At 71.1% G+C, this 20,600-nt stretch carries 22 protein-coding genes; 13 read left to right on the forward strand and 9 right to left on the reverse strand.

Translation table 11 applies throughout. The features are described from left to right. Positions 1-11 precede the first annotated feature (11 nt). Positions 12-1,100 (reverse strand): DUF3344 domain-containing protein, encoded by a 1,089-nt coding sequence (locus ACZ4VT_RS12185; protein ID WP_467948819.1) that lies wholly within the window; start codon positions 1,098-1,100, stop codon positions 12-14. 173 nt (positions 1,101-1,273) lie between these two features. Between ACZ4VT_RS12185 and ACZ4VT_RS12190 the strand changes: the two genes are divergently transcribed. From ACZ4VT_RS12190 to ACZ4VT_RS12210, 5 genes are all read left to right on the forward strand, one after another. Then, the gene (locus tag ACZ4VT_RS12190) at positions 1,274-1,528 is read left to right on the forward strand and encodes a chaplin (RefSeq protein ID WP_467948821.1); all 255 of its coding nucleotides are present in this window, start codon (positions 1,274-1,276) and stop codon (positions 1,526-1,528) included. Between the two features lie 118 nt (positions 1,529-1,646). Beyond that, entirely contained in the window at positions 1,647-2,057 is a 411-nt protein-coding gene (locus tag ACZ4VT_RS12195; protein ID WP_467948823.1) for a rodlin, read from the forward strand. A gap of 249 nt (positions 2,058-2,306) precedes the next feature. Continuing rightward, positions 2,307-2,540 carry a chaplin gene (locus ACZ4VT_RS12200; RefSeq protein ID WP_365472707.1) on the forward strand — a complete coding sequence of 78 codons (234 nt, stop codon included), beginning with the start codon at positions 2,307-2,309 and terminating at the stop codon, positions 2,538-2,540. A gap of 119 nt (positions 2,541-2,659) precedes the next feature. Then, complete coding sequence (locus tag ACZ4VT_RS12205) at positions 2,660-3,799, forward strand: chaplin (protein ID WP_467948825.1); 1,140 nt, start codon at positions 2,660-2,662, stop codon at positions 3,797-3,799. 195 nt (positions 3,800-3,994) lie between these two features. After that, the gene (locus ACZ4VT_RS12210; RefSeq protein ID WP_467948827.1) at positions 3,995-4,342 is read left to right on the forward strand and encodes a hypothetical protein; all 348 of its coding nucleotides are present in this window, start codon (positions 3,995-3,997) and stop codon (positions 4,340-4,342) included. 85 nt (positions 4,343-4,427) lie between these two features. Here ACZ4VT_RS12210 and ACZ4VT_RS12215 read toward each other — a convergent pair whose 3' ends face one another. Further along, the gene (locus ACZ4VT_RS12215; protein ID WP_362855821.1) at positions 4,428-4,667 is read right to left on the reverse strand and encodes a chaplin; all 240 of its coding nucleotides are present in this window, start codon (positions 4,665-4,667) and stop codon (positions 4,428-4,430) included. 155 nt (positions 4,668-4,822) lie between these two features. After that, the gene (locus ACZ4VT_RS12220) at positions 4,823-5,371 is read right to left on the reverse strand and encodes a hypothetical protein (protein ID WP_467948829.1); all 549 of its coding nucleotides are present in this window, start codon (positions 5,369-5,371) and stop codon (positions 4,823-4,825) included. 270 nt (positions 5,372-5,641) lie between these two features. On the opposite strand from ACZ4VT_RS12220, the gene ACZ4VT_RS12225 reads away from it, so the two are divergent. After that, positions 5,642-6,052 carry a rodlin gene (locus tag ACZ4VT_RS12225; RefSeq protein WP_467948831.1) on the forward strand — a complete coding sequence of 137 codons (411 nt, stop codon included), beginning with the start codon at positions 5,642-5,644 and terminating at the stop codon, positions 6,050-6,052. Positions 6,053-6,140: 88 nt separating this feature from the next. Here ACZ4VT_RS12225 and ACZ4VT_RS12230 read toward each other — a convergent pair whose 3' ends face one another. After that, positions 6,141-6,791: a vitamin K epoxide reductase family protein gene (locus ACZ4VT_RS12230; RefSeq protein ID WP_467948832.1), complete on the reverse strand. Its 651-nt coding sequence runs from the start codon at positions 6,789-6,791 to the stop codon at positions 6,141-6,143. Between the two features lie 183 nt (positions 6,792-6,974). On the opposite strand from ACZ4VT_RS12230, the gene ACZ4VT_RS12235 reads away from it, so the two are divergent. From ACZ4VT_RS12235 to ACZ4VT_RS12245, 3 genes are all read left to right on the forward strand, one after another. Next, on the forward strand, positions 6,975-7,745 hold the full coding sequence (locus ACZ4VT_RS12235; RefSeq protein ID WP_467948834.1) for a DUF6227 family protein: 771 nt from the start codon (positions 6,975-6,977) through the stop codon (positions 7,743-7,745). A 192-nt stretch (positions 7,746-7,937) separates the two neighbouring features. Beyond that, positions 7,938-8,564 (forward strand): RNA polymerase sigma factor, encoded by a 627-nt coding sequence (locus tag ACZ4VT_RS12240; protein WP_467948836.1) that lies wholly within the window; start codon positions 7,938-7,940, stop codon positions 8,562-8,564. Continuing rightward, the gene (locus tag ACZ4VT_RS12245; protein ID WP_467948838.1) at positions 8,564-9,688 is read left to right on the forward strand and encodes a CU044_5270 family protein; all 1,125 of its coding nucleotides are present in this window, start codon (positions 8,564-8,566) and stop codon (positions 9,686-9,688) included. The genes ACZ4VT_RS12240 and ACZ4VT_RS12245 overlap by 1 nt, the downstream gene beginning before the upstream one ends. Before the next feature lie 187 nt (positions 9,689-9,875). On the opposite strand, the gene ACZ4VT_RS12250 is transcribed toward ACZ4VT_RS12245, so the two are convergent. Further along, positions 9,876-11,450: an MFS transporter gene (locus ACZ4VT_RS12250; protein WP_467948840.1), complete on the reverse strand. Its 1,575-nt coding sequence runs from the start codon at positions 11,448-11,450 to the stop codon at positions 9,876-9,878. Positions 11,451-11,513: 63 nt separating this feature from the next. Between ACZ4VT_RS12250 and ACZ4VT_RS12255 the strand changes: the two genes are divergently transcribed. Then, the gene (locus ACZ4VT_RS12255) at positions 11,514-12,476 is read left to right on the forward strand and encodes a helix-turn-helix transcriptional regulator (RefSeq protein WP_467948842.1); all 963 of its coding nucleotides are present in this window, start codon (positions 11,514-11,516) and stop codon (positions 12,474-12,476) included. A gap of 154 nt (positions 12,477-12,630) precedes the next feature. Here the strand turns inward: ACZ4VT_RS12255 and ACZ4VT_RS12260 are convergent, their stop codons facing one another. Next, positions 12,631-13,608 carry a sigma-70 family RNA polymerase sigma factor gene (locus tag ACZ4VT_RS12260; RefSeq protein WP_467948843.1) on the reverse strand — a complete coding sequence of 326 codons (978 nt, stop codon included), beginning with the start codon at positions 13,606-13,608 and terminating at the stop codon, positions 12,631-12,633. Positions 13,609-14,163: 555 nt separating this feature from the next. Between ACZ4VT_RS12260 and ACZ4VT_RS12265 the strand changes: the two genes are divergently transcribed. Further along, complete coding sequence (locus ACZ4VT_RS12265) at positions 14,164-14,808, forward strand: Uma2 family endonuclease (RefSeq protein WP_467948845.1); 645 nt, start codon at positions 14,164-14,166, stop codon at positions 14,806-14,808. Here the strand turns inward: ACZ4VT_RS12265 and ACZ4VT_RS12270 are convergent. The 3 genes from ACZ4VT_RS12270 to ACZ4VT_RS12280 all read right to left on the reverse strand — a co-directional run bounded on the left by ACZ4VT_RS12270 (position 14,805) and on the right by ACZ4VT_RS12280 (position 18,095). Further along, a complete protein-coding gene (locus tag ACZ4VT_RS12270; RefSeq protein ID WP_467948847.1) occupies positions 14,805-15,614 on the reverse strand; it encodes a dioxygenase family protein in 810 nt (269 codons plus the stop codon). The genes ACZ4VT_RS12265 and ACZ4VT_RS12270 overlap by 4 nt on opposite strands. Before the next feature lie 107 nt (positions 15,615-15,721). Further along, positions 15,722-17,260 carry an MFS transporter gene (locus ACZ4VT_RS12275; protein WP_467948849.1) on the reverse strand — a complete coding sequence of 513 codons (1,539 nt, stop codon included), beginning with the start codon at positions 17,258-17,260 and terminating at the stop codon, positions 15,722-15,724. A 61-nt stretch (positions 17,261-17,321) separates the two neighbouring features. After that, a complete protein-coding gene (locus ACZ4VT_RS12280; protein WP_467948851.1) occupies positions 17,322-18,095 on the reverse strand; it encodes a TetR/AcrR family transcriptional regulator in 774 nt (257 codons plus the stop codon). Between the two features lie 281 nt (positions 18,096-18,376). Between ACZ4VT_RS12280 and ACZ4VT_RS12285 the strand changes: the two genes are divergently transcribed. Then, the gene (locus ACZ4VT_RS12285; RefSeq protein WP_467948853.1) at positions 18,377-19,654 is read left to right on the forward strand and encodes a M6 family metalloprotease domain-containing protein; all 1,278 of its coding nucleotides are present in this window, start codon (positions 18,377-18,379) and stop codon (positions 19,652-19,654) included. A 292-nt stretch (positions 19,655-19,946) separates the two neighbouring features. Next, on the forward strand, positions 19,947-20,483 hold the full coding sequence (locus tag ACZ4VT_RS12290) for a hypothetical protein (protein ID WP_467948855.1): 537 nt from the start codon (positions 19,947-19,949) through the stop codon (positions 20,481-20,483). Positions 20,484-20,600 lie beyond the last annotated feature (117 nt).

Here is a 20,600-nt window from a genome sequence, read left to right on the forward strand (position 1 = left end):
GTCTCCTACGTTCAGCGGCGCGCGTCTGTCTGAACGAAGAGCACACCGAGGAAATGACCCTGACTTTCGCCCGTGAACCTGAAGTTCAGGCTGCGGGCGCCCCCGGACAGGGCGGGACTCAGGTCGAAGACGTCCGCGTCATATCCGAGGTTATTCACATGTTCGGGCTGTCGCACGAACGACTGATCGCCGAATTCCGTGATCGTGGAATTCATAACATCATTAAAAGGATTTTCTCCGTCACTGAGGCTCACCCGGCGCCCACTGTCGGCCGTCACGGTGAGTGAGTCCCCGAGGGTGCCGCGGTCCCCGTCGTACGCGACCACCCCGACCCGGCCCGCGGACCCGGCCGGCGCGTCCAGGCCCTCGATCTCGACCGTTCCGTCCCCGGCGCGGGCGGCGAGCCCCTCGAAGCCGTCCCACAGCGAGATCCGGCGCACCGGCTCCCGCGGGTGCTCGTAGGCGACGACCAGCGTCCAGCCGCCCCAGGCCCCCACCTCGGAGTGGCCCATGGCGATGTTGAGCTGGGACACCGTCCACATGCCGGCGCCGCCCTTGCGGACGAGCGGGGTCACGTCGGCGGAGGCCTGGTAGGCATCGCTGCCCGCGTCCGTGCGGTGGCCCATCACCGTGTCGGCCAGGACCTCCTTGTACGCGCCGCCGGGCTCGGCGACCAGTACCCGGCCGTTGTCCTCCGGCGGCTTCTGCTCGCCCACCCGCAGGTTCCCGCCCCAGTAGAGGCGGGCGTACGAGACCTTCGCGCCCTGCGGGACCTTGAGCTCGGCGCGGGTGGAGTTGTAGGTGTCCGGGTCCTTGTCGACCTCGCTGTAGAACATCTCGAAGTCGCTGTTGACGCCGGCCGCGCCGCGCTTCACGTCGGCGCACGGCTCGGCCTGCGGGGACTCCTCCCTGCGGCAGCTGATGCCGGAATTGGAGGCCCGTACCAGCCCTCCGTGCTGCACGGCCTGGTAACGCTGGGTGAACGGAACGCGGGGCAGCTCCTTGGGGCCGGGTGCCGCCCACGCCACCGGGGCGGTCGCGGAAAGGGTGAGGCAGGACAGCAGACCGAGCGTGCCGAGGATTCTGCGGGAGGAACCCATGACCCTGTCTCCATTTTCGATCAAGGGGACAAAACAGGAGTGAACTTTGTCAGAAATCGGGCTGGAAATCACGCCGGACTCGCTCGTACGGCCTTTTGGGCGATGGCACGCACCCTCGGAACGGGCGGGTCGTTATCCGGGCACCATTGTTCGAACCGAAAGGAAATACGGGGATGAAGAAGAGGCTGGTGCGCGGCACCACCATCGCCGTCGCGGGCGCCGCCATGCTGATGGGCGGTGCGGGCCTCGCCTCCGCGCACGGCGGCGACGGTGCGACGGCCAACGGGGTCACCGCCGGGTCCCCCGGCGTCCTGAGCGGCAACCTGCTCCAGGTCCCCGTCGACGTCCCGGTGAACGCCTGCGGCCTCACCGTGAACGTGATCGCCCTGCTGAACCCCTCCTTCGGCAACACCTGCGTGAACGCCTGACCGTCAACCGCGCCGCCCGAAACGGCTGCATCCGGGTGAATGCACGCAACCCGAGCCGGGGCCGGTCCGTTGATCCGGGTGCTTCACTACCGGGCAATCCTGCAAAAAAGGGACGACAATGATCAAGAAGATGATGGCCTCGGCCGCGGTTGCCGCCTCGGTCGTGGGCATCGGTGCCGCCATGGCGCCGCAGGCGATGGCGGTCGGGAACGACAACGGCGTCACCACCGTCCAGGGCAACGGGGCCGCGCAGATCTACGGCAACCAGGCCACCTACGGCAACATGAGCCCGCAGATGGCGCTGATCCAGGGCTCGTTCAACAAGCCCTGCATCGCGCTCCCCGCGAAGGCCAACGTCCAGTCCGTCCTGGCCCTGCTCAACGTCGGCGTCCAGGACATCCCGGTCCTGTCCAGCCCGCAGAACCAGCAGTGCACCGAGAACTCCACCCAGGCCAAGGGCGACGAGGCCCTCTCGCACATCCTGGACAACATTCCGGTCCTGTCCGGCAACGTCTCCCAGGGCAGCTGACCGAGGCCCGCGCCAGCGAGGCCGTCGCACCTTCGGGTCGCGGCGGCCTCGCCGCATGTGAAGCCGGTCTTCGCGCTTCACCGCGCGAGGAATTCGCGACGCGACACAAATCCGCCGGCACCCCGAATTCACCCCGAGCATCGGAGTGAATTGCCGGCCACCCGCCGAAAATATGCGGTTTCTTTTCCCCTCGCCGCTCGTTGTTAATTCTGCAGTGGATACGCCTCTGCGGGAAGGATCGAAATCAAAATGACGTACAAGAAGGCAGTGGTGCTGGCCGCCGGCGCCCTGATGGCAGTCGGTGCAGCCTCCCCCGCCATGGCCGACGCGGACGCCGCGGGCAAGGCCGTGGGTTCCCCCGGCGTCCTGTCCGGCAACCTGCTGCAGGTGCCGGTGCACATCCCGGTCAACGTCTGCGGCAACACCGTGAACGTCATCGCGCTGCTGAACCCCGCGTTCGGCAACACCTGCGTCAACGCCTGACGAAGCGCCTGCCCGCAAGGGCGCACCTCCTCGGGGTGGCCTCGGAGTGCACGGCGGTGCACTCCGAGGCCACCTTCGATTCAGCACCGGCCGCAGCGCCGGTAGACAGGGAAGGACCCATGCGACAGGTACTGAGCCGACAGGTACTGGGCAAGGGGATGCTCACGGCGGCGGCCGCATCGAGTCTGCTGTCGATCGCGACCGGCGCGGCGTACGCGCACCCCGGGGCGACGGCCGAGGTCTCGCATTCGCCGGGTGTGCTGGCCGGCAACAGCGTCTCGGTACCGGTCACCTTCGCGCCGAACGTGTGCGGCAACAGCGTGGACGGCGGTGCGGCGCTCAACCCTGCGATGGGCAACACGTGCGCCACCTCGACCGGCTCGCGCGCCCACGACGGTTACGACTACGGGCGTCATCTCAGCCCCGAGAACGCCGAGGCCTTCGAGCGGTACCTCGACGAGCGCGGTGGCCGGCACGCGGTGCCCGGGCAGCGCCAGGAGTCGCGGCGCCACGAGGAAGCGCGGTACGAAGGACCTCGGCACGGGGAGGCGCGGCACGAGGCGTCCCGGCCCGACGAGCCCCGCCCCGCGGGCCCCCGGCACGCGAAGCCGCGCCACGAGGAGCCCCGGCACGAGGGCGGCTACGGCGGCCCCGGCAAGGAGGAGGGCGAGGAGGAGTGCGACGACCACCCCGAGTCCGCGCCGCCCGCGCCCGAGCACCACGCGCCCGGGCCCGAGGCGCCGCACCCGATGCCGGAGCCCGTGGAGGAGCAGCCCGCCCCGCTGCCCGCGCCGGAGCCGGTCCAGGAGGCGCCGCCCGCACCGCCCGCCGAGGAGACCCCCGCCCCCGAGGCCCCGGCACCGCAGGCTCCCGACGAGGAGGCCCCGCACACGCTGCCGGCTCCGGCCCCCGGCCCGGCGCCCGTCGTGGACGAGGCCCCCGAGCCCCGGCCGCCGCACGGCAGCCAGCCCGTGGAACACCCGGCTCCGGCGCCCGAGGTCGTACCTCCCGCGGACCAGCCGCCGGCCGCCCCCGCCGGTGACACCCCCGTCCACCTGCCCCCGGCCCCGGCTCCCGCGCCGGCTCCCGCGCCGGTCCCGGCGCAGGCTCCCGTTCCCGCGCCGGTTCCCGCTCCGGCGCACGTGAGTGCGCCCGCGCTGGCCGAGACCGGCGCGGGTCAGCCCGCGGCCGCGGCGGCCCTCGCCACGGCCCTCATCCTGGGCGGCGCCATTCTGTACCGGCGGTCCCGTATCTCCTGACGGGCAATACCGGTAATCAGAAGAAATAACGGCCGGAGAATCCCTCGTCGGATTCTCCGGCCGCTGTCATGAACCCGTTCCGCACCGCGCAGTCGTCCGCGTTTCCGCAGCGGCGGGGAATCGTTACCCAGGGCGAAAGCGGTGCGACGGTCGCCGCTGATGCCGCTGCCCACGAAAAGGAAGAGGATTTCGATAATGAAGCTCACGAAGGTCGCCGCTGTCGTCGCCGGCTCGGTCGCCGCCCTCGGCGCCTCCGCCCCCGCGTTCGCCGCCGACGCCCCGGCCGCGATGCCCCCCATGAGCCTGACCAGCGGGGCGACGGACGCGCTCAACGCCGTCGGGCCGTTCACCGAGTCGGCTCCGCAGACGGTGGGCAACGCGCTGGCCGAGCAGGGCGAGGGCGTGAACAAGGCCGTGGACACGGTCCAGCGGGTCAACAAGGTCCGCAACGAGGTGCCCGCCACCGTGCTCGGCCTCGCGAACGGCGCCACCCAGGCGTCCCCGCTGCTCGGCGGAGTGAAGCTCAACGGCGGCCAGGGCTGAACCGCCCGGGTTGAAACGCGTACCGACACGACTGTGGGCGCCACCGGCGAGGCCGGGGCGCCCACAGTCGGTCGTGCGGTGAACGTCAGTCGTTGAAGCAGTGGTTGCCGAACGCGGGGTTCAGCGCACCGATGACGTTCACGGTGTTGCCGCAGACGTTGACCGGGATGTGCACCGGCACCTGCAGCAGGTTGCCGGACAGGACGCCGGGGGAACCCACGGCCGCGCCCTCGGCCGACGAGTCGGCGGCGGCGGAGCCGGCGGCACCGGCCGCAGCGAGACCAGCGGTGGCCAGGACCAGGGCGGCCTTCTTGGCAGAGTTCATGGGAAGTGCACCTTCTGTTCGATGTTCTGCCCCGATCCGGGGCTCACACCGAGCGAAACGGTCCACCCTCCCATGACGACACGGCCAAGCGCACGAAGAGACCTGTTCGGCTTAATTGTCGTAACCATGCGGCAGGTTCCCGGTCGTTCCACGCCCTACGGCAGGGCGGGGAGGTCAGGGACGTCCGGGATCTCGGGGATCGCCGGAAGCTCCGGGACCGCGGGAAGTTCCGGAACCGCCGGAACCGCCGGAACCGCCGGGACCGCCGGAACCGCCGGGACCGCCGGAACCGCCGGGACCGCCGGGACCGCCGGGACCGCCGGTACTGCGGGGACCGCCGGGATCGCGGGCAGCTCGGGGATGAGACCGGACAGGTCGGGAAGCTCCAGGTCCGGAAGCTCCGGGAGCTTCGGCAGCTCGATCGGCGGCAGTGTCACCCCGGCCGGCAGCAGGCCCGTCACGGTCTTCAGGAGGTCCTGGAGGGTCTTGTTGAGACCGGCGAGCAAGTCGTCGATCGGACCGGCGGCTGCCGCGCGCCGCTCGATCTTGTCGACCTGCTGCTGGACGGAGGCCACCCGCCTGTTGACTGCCGCGGAGCCGTCACCGTCCGCGGCGCCCGCGGGGGCGGCCGCGCCGGACAGTATGACGACGGCGAGGGCCGACGGAACGAGGAGGCGGGCGCGGGACGGCTTCGTGCGGTGCATGAGCGTTCCTTCTGGTGGTGGCACACAAACGGACCCGAGCGATCCGCTTCCTCACCCACCGTGCGAACACCTCTTACGGAGCGCAACCGGAACCTGTGCCTATGCGGGCTGCGTACGGGCTTCGCGCACGCGTCCGCAGGCCACTCACCCGGGCCGGGGAAAAATTCGACACGCGCAGGCCGTTTGAGTGAAGGAGCGGAACCAACCCCCTGGCAGGGCAGTTGACCAGGGCGCTCCATCAGCGGGCACTCGTGCGACAAAAGGATCAAGATGTTCAAGAAGTTCCTGACCTCAGCCGCGGTCTCCGCCGTTGCCGTCGGCGCGGGCGCTGCCGCCGCGGCTCCGGCCATGGCCATCGGCAACGACGGCGGGGTCACCACCGTCAACGGCAACGGTGCCCAGCAGATCTACGGCAACCAGAAGACCCACGGCGACCTGAGCCCGCAGCTCGGCCTGATCCAGGGCACCCTGAACAAGCCCTGCATCGGCCTGCCGGCGAAGGTCAACGCCCAGTCGCTCCTCGCCTTCGTCAACGTCGGCGTCCAGGACATCCCGGTCCTGTCCAACCCGCAGAACCAGCAGTGCACCGAGAACTCCACCCAGGCCAAGGGCGACGAGCCGCTCTCGCACATCCTGGACAACATCCCGGTCCTGTCCGGCAACCTCTCCGCCGGCAGCTGATCTCCGCTCGCCGAAACCGACGAGGGCCCCGGCGGCGTCCAGCCACCGGGGCCCTCGCGCGTGCCGCGGCACGGCGTTCCGGCCGCGGTCAGCCGGTCCAGAAGTCCCACCACCGGGTGAGGACCAGCATCCCGATCACTCCGATGTGCAGGGCGGGCGGGGCCCAGCCGAACTCGGTGAAGAAGCCCCGCAGCGGGCCGGGGGCGGGCAGGACGCGCGTGCGGACGTTGTGCGCGGTGACCGCCCAGAACATCAGCAGGGTCGCCACCCAGGCCAGGCAGCACCACAGGCACAGCGCGTTGATCTCGTAGAGCGACTGGACCATCAGCCAGGTGCAGAAGCCGACGCCGAAGAGCGTGCCGGCGTTCAGTCCGAGCCAGAACCAGCCGCGGTAGCGGGCGCCGGCCAGCAGGCCCGCGCCGACGCAGACCACGACGGCGTACCCGGCCAGCCCGAGCATCGGGTTGGGGAAGCCGAAGGCGGCCGCCTGCTCGCTCTGCATCACGCTGCCGCACGAGACGACCGGGTTCAGGCTGCACGCCGGCTTGAAGTCCGGGTCCTCCAACAGGAGGAACTTGTCGAGGGTGATCACCCAGGAGGCCAGCAGCCCGGCCGCCCCGGTGAGGGCCAGCAGCCAGGCCAACCCCATGGGCGGGGTGTCCCGTTCGCCCTCGTGTCCACTGCGGGGCCGTTCCTGCTGGCGCGGGACGCCCAGTGTATTCGTTGCCATGTGGCCCATAGTCCCGCGCTCCCCCACAGAGCGGGCCTAACCATGCCCATCCATAAGCAAGTTGACCTGAAGGGGTGGCGGGAACCTCCGATGCTTCCCGGACGTTTTACCGAACCCCGGACGTGATGTCAGAGCCAGGGGTTACGTTGAGCTTCCGCGAAGTGACAAGCTGCGACGGCCTGGAGACCCACCTTGAGCGATCCGTACGAGACAACCGAGGCGCACCTCGACCGACTCCTCGGCCGCGCCCTCAACTCCTTCGACCTGCCCGACAGGTTGGTCGAGCGCCTCGGCACGGCGCTCGCCCACAGCTCTTCGCTCTACACCACCCATCACAGCCCGGCCACGGGTGTCTGGCGGGAGACCCACCGGCACACCTATCTGCTGGCCGACGGCGGTTCGGTCTCCCTGTGGGAGCTGACGTACCTGCCCGAGGGTGACCGCAGGGTCCGGCACGAGGTCTTCGCGAGCAAGGCGGAGACCTGCCTGGCGGTGTCCCGGCTGTTCGGAGAGGGCTCCGCCGGCGCCACCCCGGATCCGGTGCTGCTGCCGGGCGACGAGGAGCCGGAGAACGACGTGGCGGCGCTGAGCGCGCTGTTCGCCGCCTCGGCGCCGGCCCGGCGGCACCGGGAGTACGCGGCGGAGCAGTCCGCCGACCACGCCCGGCGGGTGCTGCGCCGCGCGGAGAACGGGGACCGGCCCGGCGAGCCGGTGGCGGCGTTACTGAGGACGGCGTACGCGCACCAGATCACTCAGGCGTTCGGCGGCCGGCAGTGCCTGTCGGACGGGCGGGACGCCGGCTTCAGCCTGTACGAGCACGCCTTCGTGCTGCTGGACGGGACCGAGGTCAGCCTCTGGGAGGTCGAGCACACGGCGACGCCCGACGGACGGCACATGTGCGAGGTGTACGAGAGCGAGGCGGCGGCGCGCGGAGCCATGGAGCACCGGGCCCGCGTGCGGTGACGCTCCCGCCGGGGTGGCGGGGTGAGACGGCCTGGTTTTCGGCGGCGGCGCGGCCTTCGCCGGCCATTGCCCCCGCCGCCCCACGCCCGTCGTCCGGCGCGTCCCACCCGGTACGGACTACGGGCCGGACGTGACCCAGGTCACGGGAACCCGCCCACGGATGCCGGACAGCCGACAGGTGTGACCACAGAGATGCGAACCCGGGTGCGATCCGGGGATCCGGACGCCTACGCGGAGCTGTTCGACAGCTACGCCCGCACCCTCTACAACCATGCCTTCCGGATGACCGGGGACTGGTCCGTCGCGGAGGACGTCATGTCGGCGGCCTTCCTGGAGGCGTGGCGGCTGCGCGGCACCGTCGACCCCGACGGCGGCTCCCTCCGGCCCTGGCTCCTGGGCATCACCACCAACGTCGCCCGCAACCACTGCCGCAGCAACCGGCGCTACCGGGCCGCCGCTGCCGCCGCCACGGCGGCCGCGGGTGCCGCGTCCGTGCCCGACCACGCCGACGAGGTGGCCGGCCGGCTGGACGACCGGCGGCACATCGCGGCCACGCTGGCGCAGTTGAGCGCGCTGCGCGGACCCGAGCGGGAGGTCCTCCTGCTGTGCCTGTGCGAGGGCCTGGAGTACGCCGAAGCCGCCCGGGTCCTCGGCATCCCGGTGGGAACCGTCCGTTCGCGGCTGTCCCGGGCCCGGACGAAGCTCCGCAAGCTCGCCGACGCGGAACTGAAGAAGAACGGACGGGAACTCGCGGCTCTGCCCCGACAGACATATGGCGACCGCACGAACGCGGTCCGGTCCGCACAGGAGGGAATCTGATGAACGCCGACCTTTCCGGACGCCACCCGGCCGGCCGGGAGGAGAACCCGCTCCTCCTGCCGTTCGCCGAACGGGAACTGCCCGCGGGCCGCCACCGGTTCCACAAGGAGCGCCTGATGGCCCAGATCCACGAAGACCTCCGAGCCGCCGACGCCGACGCCGGCGCCACCACCGCTCCCGCCCGCGCGGCCAGGGCGCGCAACCCGTTCCTGCGCCGTGCGTTCCTCGTGCCCGCCGCGGCCTTCGCCCTGACCGGCGTGCTCGCCGCCGGCTTCCTCGTCTACGTGGACCGGGGCGCGGCGGACGGTCCCGGCTCCACGATGGCCACGGGCCCGGCGCTGACCACCCGGATCGGCGCCGCCGACCCCCACGGCGCGCCGCAGCTCCTCGACCGCATCTCCCTGGTCGCCGCCTCCTCCCCCTCCGACCCGGCAGCGGTGCGCGCGGACCAGTTCATCTACATCGGAAGCAAGACGGCCACCACCTACGTGAGGACCGACCACGGCAAGAGCACCCTGGTCAGCGAAGAACTGCACATGCGCCACCAGTGGAACTCCCCGGACGGCGGCAAGGGCTGGCTGATCGAGCCCGGCAACACCGGCCCGGCGGGAGTGACCCTGGCGGGGCCCGACGAGAAGGGCAATGCCCCGACGGCGTACCTCAACGCGCCCACCTACGACTACCTCGCCGGGCTGCCCACCGACCCGGACCTGCTGCTGCAGAAGATCTACGCCGAGACCAGGGGCATGGGTGGTTCCCCCGACCAGGAGGCCTTCACCACGATCGGTGACCTGCTGCGCGCGAGCCACCCGCCGGCCGCCCTCACGGCCGCCCTCTACAAGGCCGCGGCAAAGATCCCCGGTGTGGTGACGGTGGACGACGCGGTCGACGCCGCCGGCCGCCACGGGCTCGCGGTCGCCCGGCTCGACGACAGGTCCGGGCAGCGCGAAGAGTGGATCTTCGACCGCCAGACCCTCGCGTTCCTCGGTGAGCGCACCGTCCAAGTGCAGGGCGAGGCCGGCGAGGGAGGCCTGATCAAGCCCGGTACGGTCGTGTCCACCACCGCCGTCATGACCCGGGCGGTCGTCGACCGGATGAAGGAGGTTCCGGCCTCGGCCGGCTGAGCGCCCGCCGGCGTCGGCATGGCCCTGCCGGGCAGGTGGACCGCGGCCGCGCCGTGGGCGACGGCCGAGGCCGTACGCCGGTCGCGAGACGGAACAGAGGAAAACGGACATGCCCGCCCAGGAGGGGTGGGCATGTCCGTGGGGTGTCCCTCGCGGTGGGACGTGCGCGGTGAGGTCCGGACGGGGCCTAGGCGACCGGGACCTTCTCGGCGGCCGGGCCGCTCTGCTCGGCGGCGTGCTCGGCGGCGCCCTCGCGCTCGTCGATCGGGATCGGCTTGCGCGGCAGCAGGAACATCACCGCGAAGATCACGAGCAGCACGGCCGCGACCCACCACAGCGCGCCGCGGAAGGCCTCGACGTACGGCGGGCCGTAGACCTTGTCGTCGTCCATCAGCCCGAAGAAGACGACGGAGGTCAGGGCGAGGCCGAGCGCGTTGCCCATCTGGCCGGTGGTGTTGATCAGCCCGGAGGCCGAGCCGGCGTCCTGGCGCGGCACCTCGGAGAGCGTGGTGTCGTTGAGCGGGGCCACGATCAGGCCCATGCCGATGCCCATGAGGACCAGCGGAGCGGCCATCTGCCAGGAGGCGATCTCCATGCCGTAGTGCTCCGACTCCCAGATGTAGAGGAGCAGACCGGCGGCCATGATCAGCGCGCCCGCCTGGAGCACCTTGCGGCCGAACCGCGGGACGAGCTTGCCGACGGAGATGCCCGCGGCGGCCGAGACCGCGATCGAGAACGGGATGCCGGTGGTGCCGGCGCGCAGGGCGCTCCAGCCGAGGCCCATCTGCATGTACATCGTCCAGACCAGGAAGAAGATGCCGGTCGCGATGCCGAAGGTGAGCTGGACGGCGATGCCGCCGGCGAAGCTCTTGACCTTGAAGAGGGACAGCTCGACGAGCGGGGAGCCATCCTTCTTGATCTTGTACTTCTCGTAGGCGATGAAGCCCGCGAAGACGACCGGCGCCGCGCCCATGCAGACGAAGCCCCACAGCGGCCAGCCGTTCTCCCGGCCCTCCGTCAGCGGGAAGATCAGCATGACCATGGCGAGGGTGGCGAGGACGACACCCACGAGGTCCAGGCGCAGGGCCTTGGGGGCCTTGGACTCGCTGATGAACTTGCGGCCCAGGATCACGCCCGCGATGCCGACGGGCAGGTTGATCAGGAAGATCGGGCGCCATTCGAGGCCGAAGAGGTTCCACTCCGTGAGCAGCGCGCCGAGCATCGGGCCGGAGACGGCGCCGAGGCCCACGATCGCGCCGAACATGCCGAAGACCTTGCCGCGCTCCTGGGGCGGGAAGGTGACGTGGATGATCGCCAGCACCTGCGGGACCATCAGCGCGGCCATGCCGCCCTGGAGGATGCGGGAGGCGACGAGCATCCCCGGGTTCGCGGCGATGCCGCAGAGCAGCGAGGCGGCGGTGAAGCCGGCGATGCCGAGGAGGAAGAGGCGCTTGCGGCCGTAGATGTCACCGAGACGGCCGCCGGTGATCAGGCCGGCGGCGAAGGCGAGGGCGTAGCCGGCGGTGATCCACTGGATCGCGCTGGGGGACGCGCCGAAGTTCTCGCGCAGGCTGGGTATCGCTATGTTGACGATCGTGACGTCCACCAGGTCCATGAAGGCCGCGGTCATCACGATGGCGAGCGCCAGCCAGCGGCGGCGGTCGGCGGGTGAGCTGGGTGCGTCGTGGGCTACGTCGTTCCGCTCTTCTCGTACGGGCCCGTTCTCTCTTTCGGGCGATGTCTTGGACGTCTCGGTGGTCATGGAGAGAAACGTAGACCCCATGTAGGTCAGTCGGTGTCCTATTTCGCTGGCAACCTGGATTGCATGACCGACACCCCGGCACGGCTGCTGTCCTTGCTGTCCCTCCTCCAGACCCCGCGCGAATGGCCCGGGAGCGAGCTGGCGCAGCGGCTGCGGGTCAGCGCGCGGACCATCCGGCGCGACATCGAGCGGCTGCGGGACCTCGGCTACCCGGTGGAGGCCACGCTGGGTTCGGAGGGCGGCTACCGGCTGGTGGCGGGGGCGGCGATGCCGCCGCTGCTGCTCGACGACGAGGAGGCCGTGGCGATCGCGGTGGGGCTGCGGGCCGGGGCCGGGCACGCGATCGAGGGGGTCGAGGAGGCCTCCGTACGGGCCCTGGCGAAGCTGGAGCAGGTCCTGCCGTCGCGGCTGCGGCACCGGGTGAGCGCGCTGCAGTCGGCCACGATCGCGCTGACCCGGGGCGACGGGGCGAGCGTGGACCCGCGGACGCTGACGGTGATGGCGTCGGCGGTGGCGGGGCCGGAGCGGCTGCGGTTCGCCTACCGGGCGGGGGACGGGGCCGAGTCGCGGCGGCTGGTGGAGCCGTACCGGCTGGTGAGCACGGGGAGCCGGTGGTACCTGGTCGCCTACGACCTGGAGCGCGAGGACTGGCGGACCTTCCGGGTGGACCGGGTGTCCGAGGCGTTCGCGACGGGGGCGCGGTTCGCGGCGCGGGCCCTGCCGGTGGACGCGGAGGAGTTCGTACGGCGGGGGCTCGGGCCGCGGGGTGCGGAGCGGTACGTGGTGGAGGTCGCGTTCGCGGCGGGGGCGGCGGAGCTGCCGGAGTGGCTGCGGAGCGGGGCCCTCCCGGGGGGTGGCGGTGACGGGGAGACCTCGGTGCGCTTCGAGAGTGCGGACGCTCCGGAGTGGGTGGTGGCGCGGCTGGCGCTGACGGGGCTGCCGTTCACTGTGCGTGAGCCTGCGGCGCTACGGGCCGCGGCCGGTGCGCTGGCCGCGCGGCTCACGTCGGCGACGGCCGCGCCGTAACCGGACCTCCGCCCCGGACTCCCTGAGGACTCCGCCCGCGGACCCCCGCTCCTCAAACGCCGGAGGGGCTGAGAACGACAAGAGGGAGCCCCGGCGCCTGGGGGGGATAGGCACCGGGGCTCGTACAGGGGGGTTGGCCGCAGGCCGGGCCGGGCTAGGCCACGGCGTCGAAGCCGGTGTCGCGCGCCATCCGCTTCAGTTCCAGCAGGGCGTGCTTCTCGATCTGGCGGATCCGCTCGCGGGTGAGGCCGTGCTGCTTGCCGACCTCCGTCAGGGTCCGCTCGCGGCCGTCGTCGATGCCGTACCGCATCTTGATGATCGACGCGGTGCGCTGGTCGAGCTTGCCGAGCAGGTCCTCCAGCTCCTCGCTGCGCAGCAGCGAGAGCACGGACTGTTCGGGCGAGATCGCGGAGGTGTCCTCCAGGAGGTCGCCGAACTGCGTGTCGCCGTCGTCGTCGACCGACATGTTGAGGCTGACCGGGTCGCGCGCCCAGTCCAGTACGTCGCCGACGCGCTTCTCCGTCGTGTCCAGCTCGGCGGCGATCTCGGCGTGCTCCGGCTCCCGGCCGTTCTCGCGGTTGAACTCGCGCTGGACCCGGCGGATCCGGCCGAGCTCCTCGACCAGGTGGACGGGGAGGCGGATGGTGCGGGACTGGTCCGCGATGGAGCGGGTGATGGCCTGGCGGATCCACCACGTGGCGTACGTGGAGAACTTGAAGCCCTTGGCGTAGTCGAACTTCTCGACCGCGCGGACCAGGCCGGCGTTGCCCTCCTGGATCAGGTCGAGGAGGGGCAGGCCGCTGCGCGGGTAGCGCCGGGCGACCGCCACGACGAGGCGGAGGTTGGAGCGGATGAAGACTTCCTTGGCGCGCTCGCCTTCGGCGGCGAGCGCCTCCAGCTCCTCGCGTGCCGGGGACTCGCCTTCACGGTCTATCTCGCCGTCGAGGATCTGCCGGGCGTAGACGCCCGCCTCGATGATCTGCGAGAGCTCCACTTCCTTGGCGGCGTCGAGCAGCGGGGTGCGCGCGATCTCGTCCAGGTACATGCCGACCAGGTCGCGGTCTGCGATCTCCCCGCCCACAGCGCGGGCGCTGCTCGTGGACTGACGACGGGCGACGGCGCGGGTTGCCATGCGTGCTCCCTTGCGATGAAGTTCGGTCGCGGTGCGGCTGCCGGACGGCCACCGTGGTGGGGTGGTGCGTCCTCGGACACTCTCCCGAGTGCCCGCTTCCGAAGGAAACAACGACTGGAATCGGGACAGAATTCCCACGCCGCTCCCTCTTCTTCGAGATCATGCAGTATCCTGCCCCGCCACGAGAGGGGGCCGAATCCCGCGGGAACTCGAAGAGGCGCAGGTCAGGCCCGGAACCGAGGCCGATCCGACGGTGCTCACGGACCTCCACGATCCCTGCCCCCCTGCGCCCGTGAGACGGCCGTCACTCCGGAACAACGCCGCCCCTGGCCGCACTCCCACCCTGAAGACGGTCCCTGCCGGCTTCTGGTTGCCTGCCCGACTGAGGGAATGGCCGGATACGCCACAAGTAGCCTGTTCTACCCGAAACCCCCCTCACCCCTCCGAGTGAGGTGTCGGGCATATTCCTGCGGCACAGGCCTACATCTCCCTGGCGTCAGGGAGGCGCTTGTGCCGCCCGGCCGGCGACGCCCACACTGAGAGGAGGTGCCGCACATGACCGCTCTCGCCCACGAGACGCTGGAGGCCGTAATGCCGGAGGTCGCGACTCCCCCGTCGGACCTGGACGACGTCCTGTGGCAGGCATGGAAAGCCATGGAACTCCCCGAGGGCTACCACGCCGAGATCGTCGAGGGGTTCATCGAGGTGTCACCGACGGGATGCTTGTCGCACAGCCAGATCGCCAACCGCCTGCGCCGCGCCTTGGACAAGTTCCTGGACCGGGGCGACTTCGCCGCCTTCCAGGACACGAACGTCATCCACGAACGGAAGGTGTGGATCCCGGACATCCTGGTCGCACCCGAGAACGTCGAGGATCACGGCACCGAGGACGGGATCGGCGTCCAGGCGTCCGCGGTCCAGTTGATCATCGAGGTCGTCTCGCCCGGCAGCGACAGCATCACGCGCGACCGGACCCGCAAGCGGCGCGAGTACGCACGCGCGGGCATTCCGCTTTACATCCTGATCGACGACTTCGACGAGGGCGGCACCATCACCGTGCTGCGCTCACCGCACACGGTCGACGCCGTCTACGGCGACGAGGTCCGCGCGAGCTACCGGGCCGGCACGACCGTCCCTGACGGGCCCGCCAAGGGCTTCACCATCGGGGAGGCCATCACCGGAGCAGGCCGGCCGGCCTAGCCGAACTGGAGGGAGCGCTTGGAGAGGCCCATCCAGAAGCCGTCCACCGGGTCGCGGCGGGTGGTGAGGTCGCCGGTGGCTTCGGCTGCGCCGAGGGTGACGAAGAGCGGGGCGAAGTGTTCCGTGCGGGGGTGGGCGAGACGGCCCGAGGGGGACTTGGTCTCGAAGTCGAGCAGGGAGTCGACGTCGCCGCAGGCCAGCGCCTCGTGGCCCCAGGCGTCGAACTCCGCGGACCAGGCGGGGACGCCCGCGTGCCGCAGGGCGGCCAGGTTGTGGGTGAAGAAGCCGCTGCCGACGATGAGGACGCCCTCGTCGCGCAGGGGCGCCAGTTTGCGGCCGATGTCCATCAGGCGGCGCGGGTCCAGGGTGGGCAGGGAGATCTGGAGCACCGGTATGTCGGCCTCCGGGAACATCTCCACGAGCGGGACGTACGCGCCGTGGTCGAGGCCGCGGTCCGGTACGTCCTGGACCGGGGTGCCGGGGGCCTTGAGGAGCGCCCGGACCGACGCGGCGAGCCGCGGGGCGCCCGGGGCGTCGTAGCGCACCTGGTAGTAGTGCTCGGGGAAGCCCCAGAAGTCGTAGACGAGCGGGGCCGGTTCGGTGGCGCCGAGGGCGAGGGGGGCCTCCTCCCAGTGGGCGGAGACCATCAGGATCGCCGTGGGGCGGGGCAGGTCCGCGGACCAGGCGGCCAGCTCGCCCGGCCAGACCGGGTCGTCGGCGAGCGGCGGCGCCCCGTGGCTGAGGTAGAGCGCCGGCATGCGGGTCCCCCGCGCCGTGGGGGGCTGGGGTGCAGTGGCCGGGGTCATGGGGCGCTCCTCCGTCGTCGGTGCAGGGCTGCCCCAAAAGACTAACCCCGCTTGGTTCAAATTTGAACCAAGCGGGGTGTTCAGTCATTCCCGTGCGGGGACCGCCGTCAGTGGGCGATCACCGGAACCTTGAGCTCGGCGTCCGCGCTCTCGCCGGCGCCGGAGGCCACCGGACCGCCGGCGTTCGGACGGCCGGTGTTGATCAGCGTCAGGGCGATGGCCGAGCTGGCGACCAGGATGCCGACCGCCCACCAGATGGCGGAGGCGTAACCCTCGACCATGGCCTGCGCCTGGATCAGCTGTCCGGCCGGGCCGCCCGCCGCGGCCTCGGCCGCGTGGTCGGTCAGGTACGCGGTCGTCGCCGAGGCGGCGATCGTGTTCAGCAGCGCGGTGCCGATGGCGCCGCCGACCTGCTGCGAGGTGTTGACCATGGCGGAGGCGACTCCGGCGTCGGCCGGGTTCACCCCGTGCGTGGCCAGGGACATGGCCGGCATGAACGCCGTGCCCATGCCGAGGCCGAGCAGCAGCTGCGCCGGGAGGATCAGCGCCGGGTACGAGGATCCGACCTCCAGCTGGGTCAGCAGCAGCATGCCGACGGCGGCGAGCAGGAAGCCCGGCCCCATCAGCAGGCGCGGCGCGACCCGGGTCATCAGGCGGGCGCCGATCTGCGTGGAGCCCAGGATCATGCCCGCGATCATCGGCAGGAAGGCGAAGCCGGTCTTGACCGGCGAGAAGCCCTTCACGACCTGGAGGTAGTAGGTCAGGAAGAGGAACAGGCCGAACATGGCGATGACGGCCAGGCCGAGCGAGAGGTAGACACCGCCGCGGTTGCGCTCCAGCAGGACGCGCAGCGGCAGCAGCGGGGACTTCACCTTGGACTCGACGAGGACGAAGGCCGCCAGCAGCACCACCGAGGCGACGAACATCGTCACGGTGAGGGTGTCCGACCAGCCGGCCGACTCGGCGCGGGTGAAGCCGTAGACCAGCGCGACGAGGCCGGTGGTCGACAGGATCACACCGGGGATGTCGAGCGGCGCGCGGTTGCGGCCGCCGGCGGGCTCGCGGATGACCATCCAGGCACCCACGGCCGCGACGATCGCGAAGGGGATGTTGACGAAGAAGGTCCAGCGCCAGTTGAGGTACTCGGTGAGGAAGCCGCCGAGGATCAGGCCGACGGCGCCGCCGCCGCCCGCGATCGCGCCGTAGATGCCGAAGGCCTTGGCGCGCTCCTTGGCGTCGGTGAACATCACCGCGAGCAGGGAGAGGGCCGCAGGTGCGAGCAGTGCGCCGAAGGCACCCTGGAGGGCGCGGGCGCCGAGCATCATGGCCTCGCTGTTCGCGGCGCCGCCGAGCGCGGAGGCCAGGGCGAAGCCGATGAGGCCGACGACGAAGGCGTTCTTACGGCCCCACTTGTCGGCGATGCGGCCGCCGAAGAGGAGCAGTCCGCCGAAGGCCAGCGCGTACGCGGTGATGACCCACTGGCGGTTGCCGTCCGAGATCCCGAGGTCGGTCTGGGCGGAGGGCAGGGCGATGTTCACGATGGTCGCGTCGAGGACGACCATCAGCTGGGCCAGGGCTATGAAGACGAGTGCCTTCCAGCGGCTGGGATCGGCAGCCAGCGGCGGTGTCGCGGCTGTTTTTGACATGGAGGTACCCACTTCACTGTGCGGAATGACTGAAAAGGCTAATTTGCAAGCTTTGTGCGCGTCACATGGTTTTTTGCCGGAGGTCGTCGAAAGTGGCCGCCGAACCCGGCAGTTCGGAGCGGGCCGGAGCCCTCAACCCGTCGAGGAAGAGCTGGAGGTGACGGTGGGCGAAGCGGTCGGTGTCGAGGCAGGCGGTACCGGGCAGCGGGCGGCTGAGCTGGGACAGGGCGACCATCAGGTCGCCGACGCCGATGTCCGTACGGATCACTCCGGCGTCCTGGCCGGTGGCCAGCAGCGTCTCGACGGCCGTCTGCAAGGCGGTCTGTGCCGCGAGGAGTTCGGGGTGTTCGCGGTCGAAGTCCTCGGCGAGCATCGGGCACAGGGCGCCGATCCGCTCGTCGGCCGCGGCGTGCGTGAAACGGCACAGCGCGGCGAAGGCGTCGGGCTCCTCGGCGAGGGAGGCCTCGGCGGAGGCCGTGACCCGGTCCATCACGAAGAGCACGACCTGCCGGACCAGGGTGGGGCGGTCGGGGAAGTGCCGGTAGAGGGTGGCGTTGCCGATGCCGGCCCGCCGGGCCACCTCGTCGAAGGGGGCCGCGGAGCCGAACTCGACGAAGACCTCGCGGGCCGCCGTCAGGATCCGCTCGCGGTTGCGCACGGCGTCGGCGCGCGGGCGCGGGACGCCGTCCGCGCGGGACGCGCCCGACGCACCCGTCGCCCGGGCGCAGGCTCCCTTCCGTCCGCGCGCCGGCTTCGAGGTCCCGGCCGGGGCCAGGTCCACGGCCGCCACGAGGGCGGACGGGGCCGCCGGGGCGGTGGCGGTGGGGCGCTTCATTCCGGGGCCTCCCTGGCACGGTGACACGCGGTACGGACGGCTCGCCGTACGGACAGCTCGTTCGGCCCACACAAAACGGGGAGCCGGTCCCCGCTTTGCGGGACTCCCGTACAAACGGGGAACCCGTCCCCGGTTATTTCACTCGCCCGTGTGACCTGAGTCATAACACCGTTCACGTTCGGCCTCTCCCGGCGCGCGGGCGCGCCGCGCCCGTCGGAGGGTGATCGCACAGAGCGCAGACCGGGACAGGGCCGGCTGCCGCGGACCCGAAGGCGATCTCCATGCCGCAGACCCGCCACCGGATACGCAAGCCCCGCCGCACCAGCGCGTTCATCGGCCTCACCGCGCTGGCCCTCGGCGTCTCCGCGACCGCCAGCACCGGGATATCCAGTCGCGGGCACTCGGCGGCCGGCCCGGTGGCCACGACCGTCGAATCGGCTCTCGCGCCGTGCCGGATCGCCGGCACGATGGGCGTGCAGATGTCCGAGGGCCTGCCGACGCCGCCCGGGTACTCGCGCTCCACCGGCGAGGTCCGCGCCCTGAACCTGATGGTCGACTTCCCCGACGCCAAGGGCGAGGGCACGGCCGCGGACCGGCTGGCGGAGTTCTTCCCCCAGACCGCCGACTGGTTCCGCACCAGCTCGTACGGCCGGCTCACGTACCGGCCCGAGGCCCCGATAAGCACGTGGCTGCGGATGCCGATGCCCTTCGCGGCGTACGGGATCGAGCGCGGGTCCCCGTACGAGCCGGGCTACCGGCAGCTCGTCGAGCACATCGCGAAGGCCGCCGACCCCGAGGTGGACTTCAGCCGGTACGACCTGATCAACATCCTGGTCACGCCGAACGCCGGGCCGTCCGCCTTGGACACCGTCCTGTCGGTGACCTTCTCGGGCAACGGCGAGGCCCCCGTCGCCGACGGGGTGCCGCTGGCCAACACGTCCTTCGTCTACAGCCGGCAGGACGACGGCTCCGGAACCTACCGGGAGACCGGCTACCGGGTGCTCCCGCACGAGAACGGGCACGTCTTCGGGCTGCCCGACCTCTACACCGTCGACGGCGGCAGCACGGTCGGGCACTGGGACATCATGAGCGAGGACTGGGGAGCCAACAACGACCTGATGGGCTGGCACAAGTGGAAGCTGGGCTGGCTGGACAGCACGCAGATCAGCTGCGCGTCCAAGCCGGGCACCAGCGACCACACCCTGTCCCCGCTGGGAGTGCGGGGCGGCACGAAGCTGGCCTTCGTCCCGCTCTCGGAGAGCGCCGGGTACGCGGTGGAGGTGCGGACCCGGGCCGGGAACGACGAGGCCGTCTGCAAGCCCGGGGTCCTCGTCTACAAGGTGGACTCCGACGTGGACACCGGGCACGGCCCGATCACGGTGTCCGACAGCGCGAACGCGAGCGGCGGCTGCACGCGGCGGCCCAATGTGCACGCCGAGCTGTCGGACGCCCCGTTCCGGCCGGGCGAGACCTTCACCGACGAGAAGGCCGGCATCAGCGTCTCGGTGGTGGGACAGCTGCGCAACGGCAGTTACCAGGTCCGCATCACCCGGCCCTAGGCACCGGGCCCTTACACCTGGCCGGAGTCGCGCGACAGCGTGACTCCGGCCATTCCCGCGCCCGTGGCCTGAATGCGGTTGACCGCACCTTTCCTCTGGCTAAAGCCGGTTCGTGCACCGGGGTTAAATTCCTTCCGGTCCCCGGCGGTATCGGCTCTTTGTGACATTCCTCCCGGAATCGTCCTTGGTAGCTTCCCCAAGCGATCGTCGGGGGGGCCGACACTGAGCAAACGGCGGGACCGCTCCTCCTCGCTCGCGCCACATCATGGCAATTCAGAGGAGTGACCACCCCATGTCCATGAAGACCTCGCTGCGGATCACGCTCGCCACGGCGACCACGTTCGCGGCGCTGGGCCTCGTCGCCCCCCAGGCGGCCATCGCCGACACCCCCGGGCAGCACTTCACCGTCGCCGCCGACGCCTCGGCGTCCACCAAGACCCTCGTGCAGGCGAACAAGCAGGCCGCCGCCGCGGCCTCGACCGTGTGCGGCGCCGGCTACGACCAGATCGTCCTGGCCGAGCGGCTGCCCGACGCCCGCCGCTACGCGACGATCTACGTCTACACCAACGGCCAGGAGACCGGCCCGCGGCTCAACGACCGGCCGACCTGCGCCGTCCTGCACAACGAGACCGGCTCGGCCCAGTACATGGGCGTCCGCCTCAAGGACAACTACACCAGCACCCCGGACACCCAGGACTTCGGCACCTTCACCACCTACGCCGGTCCCGTGTACCAGAACAAGGGCTGGTGCGGCACGGTCTACTCCTACATGAAGAAGGCCGGCCAGGTCGTCATCGACCACACGCGCGGCGTCGGCGCCTGCAACTAGCCGCCCCGCTCGCCCACTCACCGACTCACCGTCCGGCGGCACCCCTCCGGTCCGGCAGCACGCCGAGCCGGAAAGCGGAGCCGCCGACGCGCGTTGTCGTGACATGTACATTGCAAT

The sequence above is a fragment of the Streptomyces sp. NPDC029164 genome, from assembly GCF_055563995.1.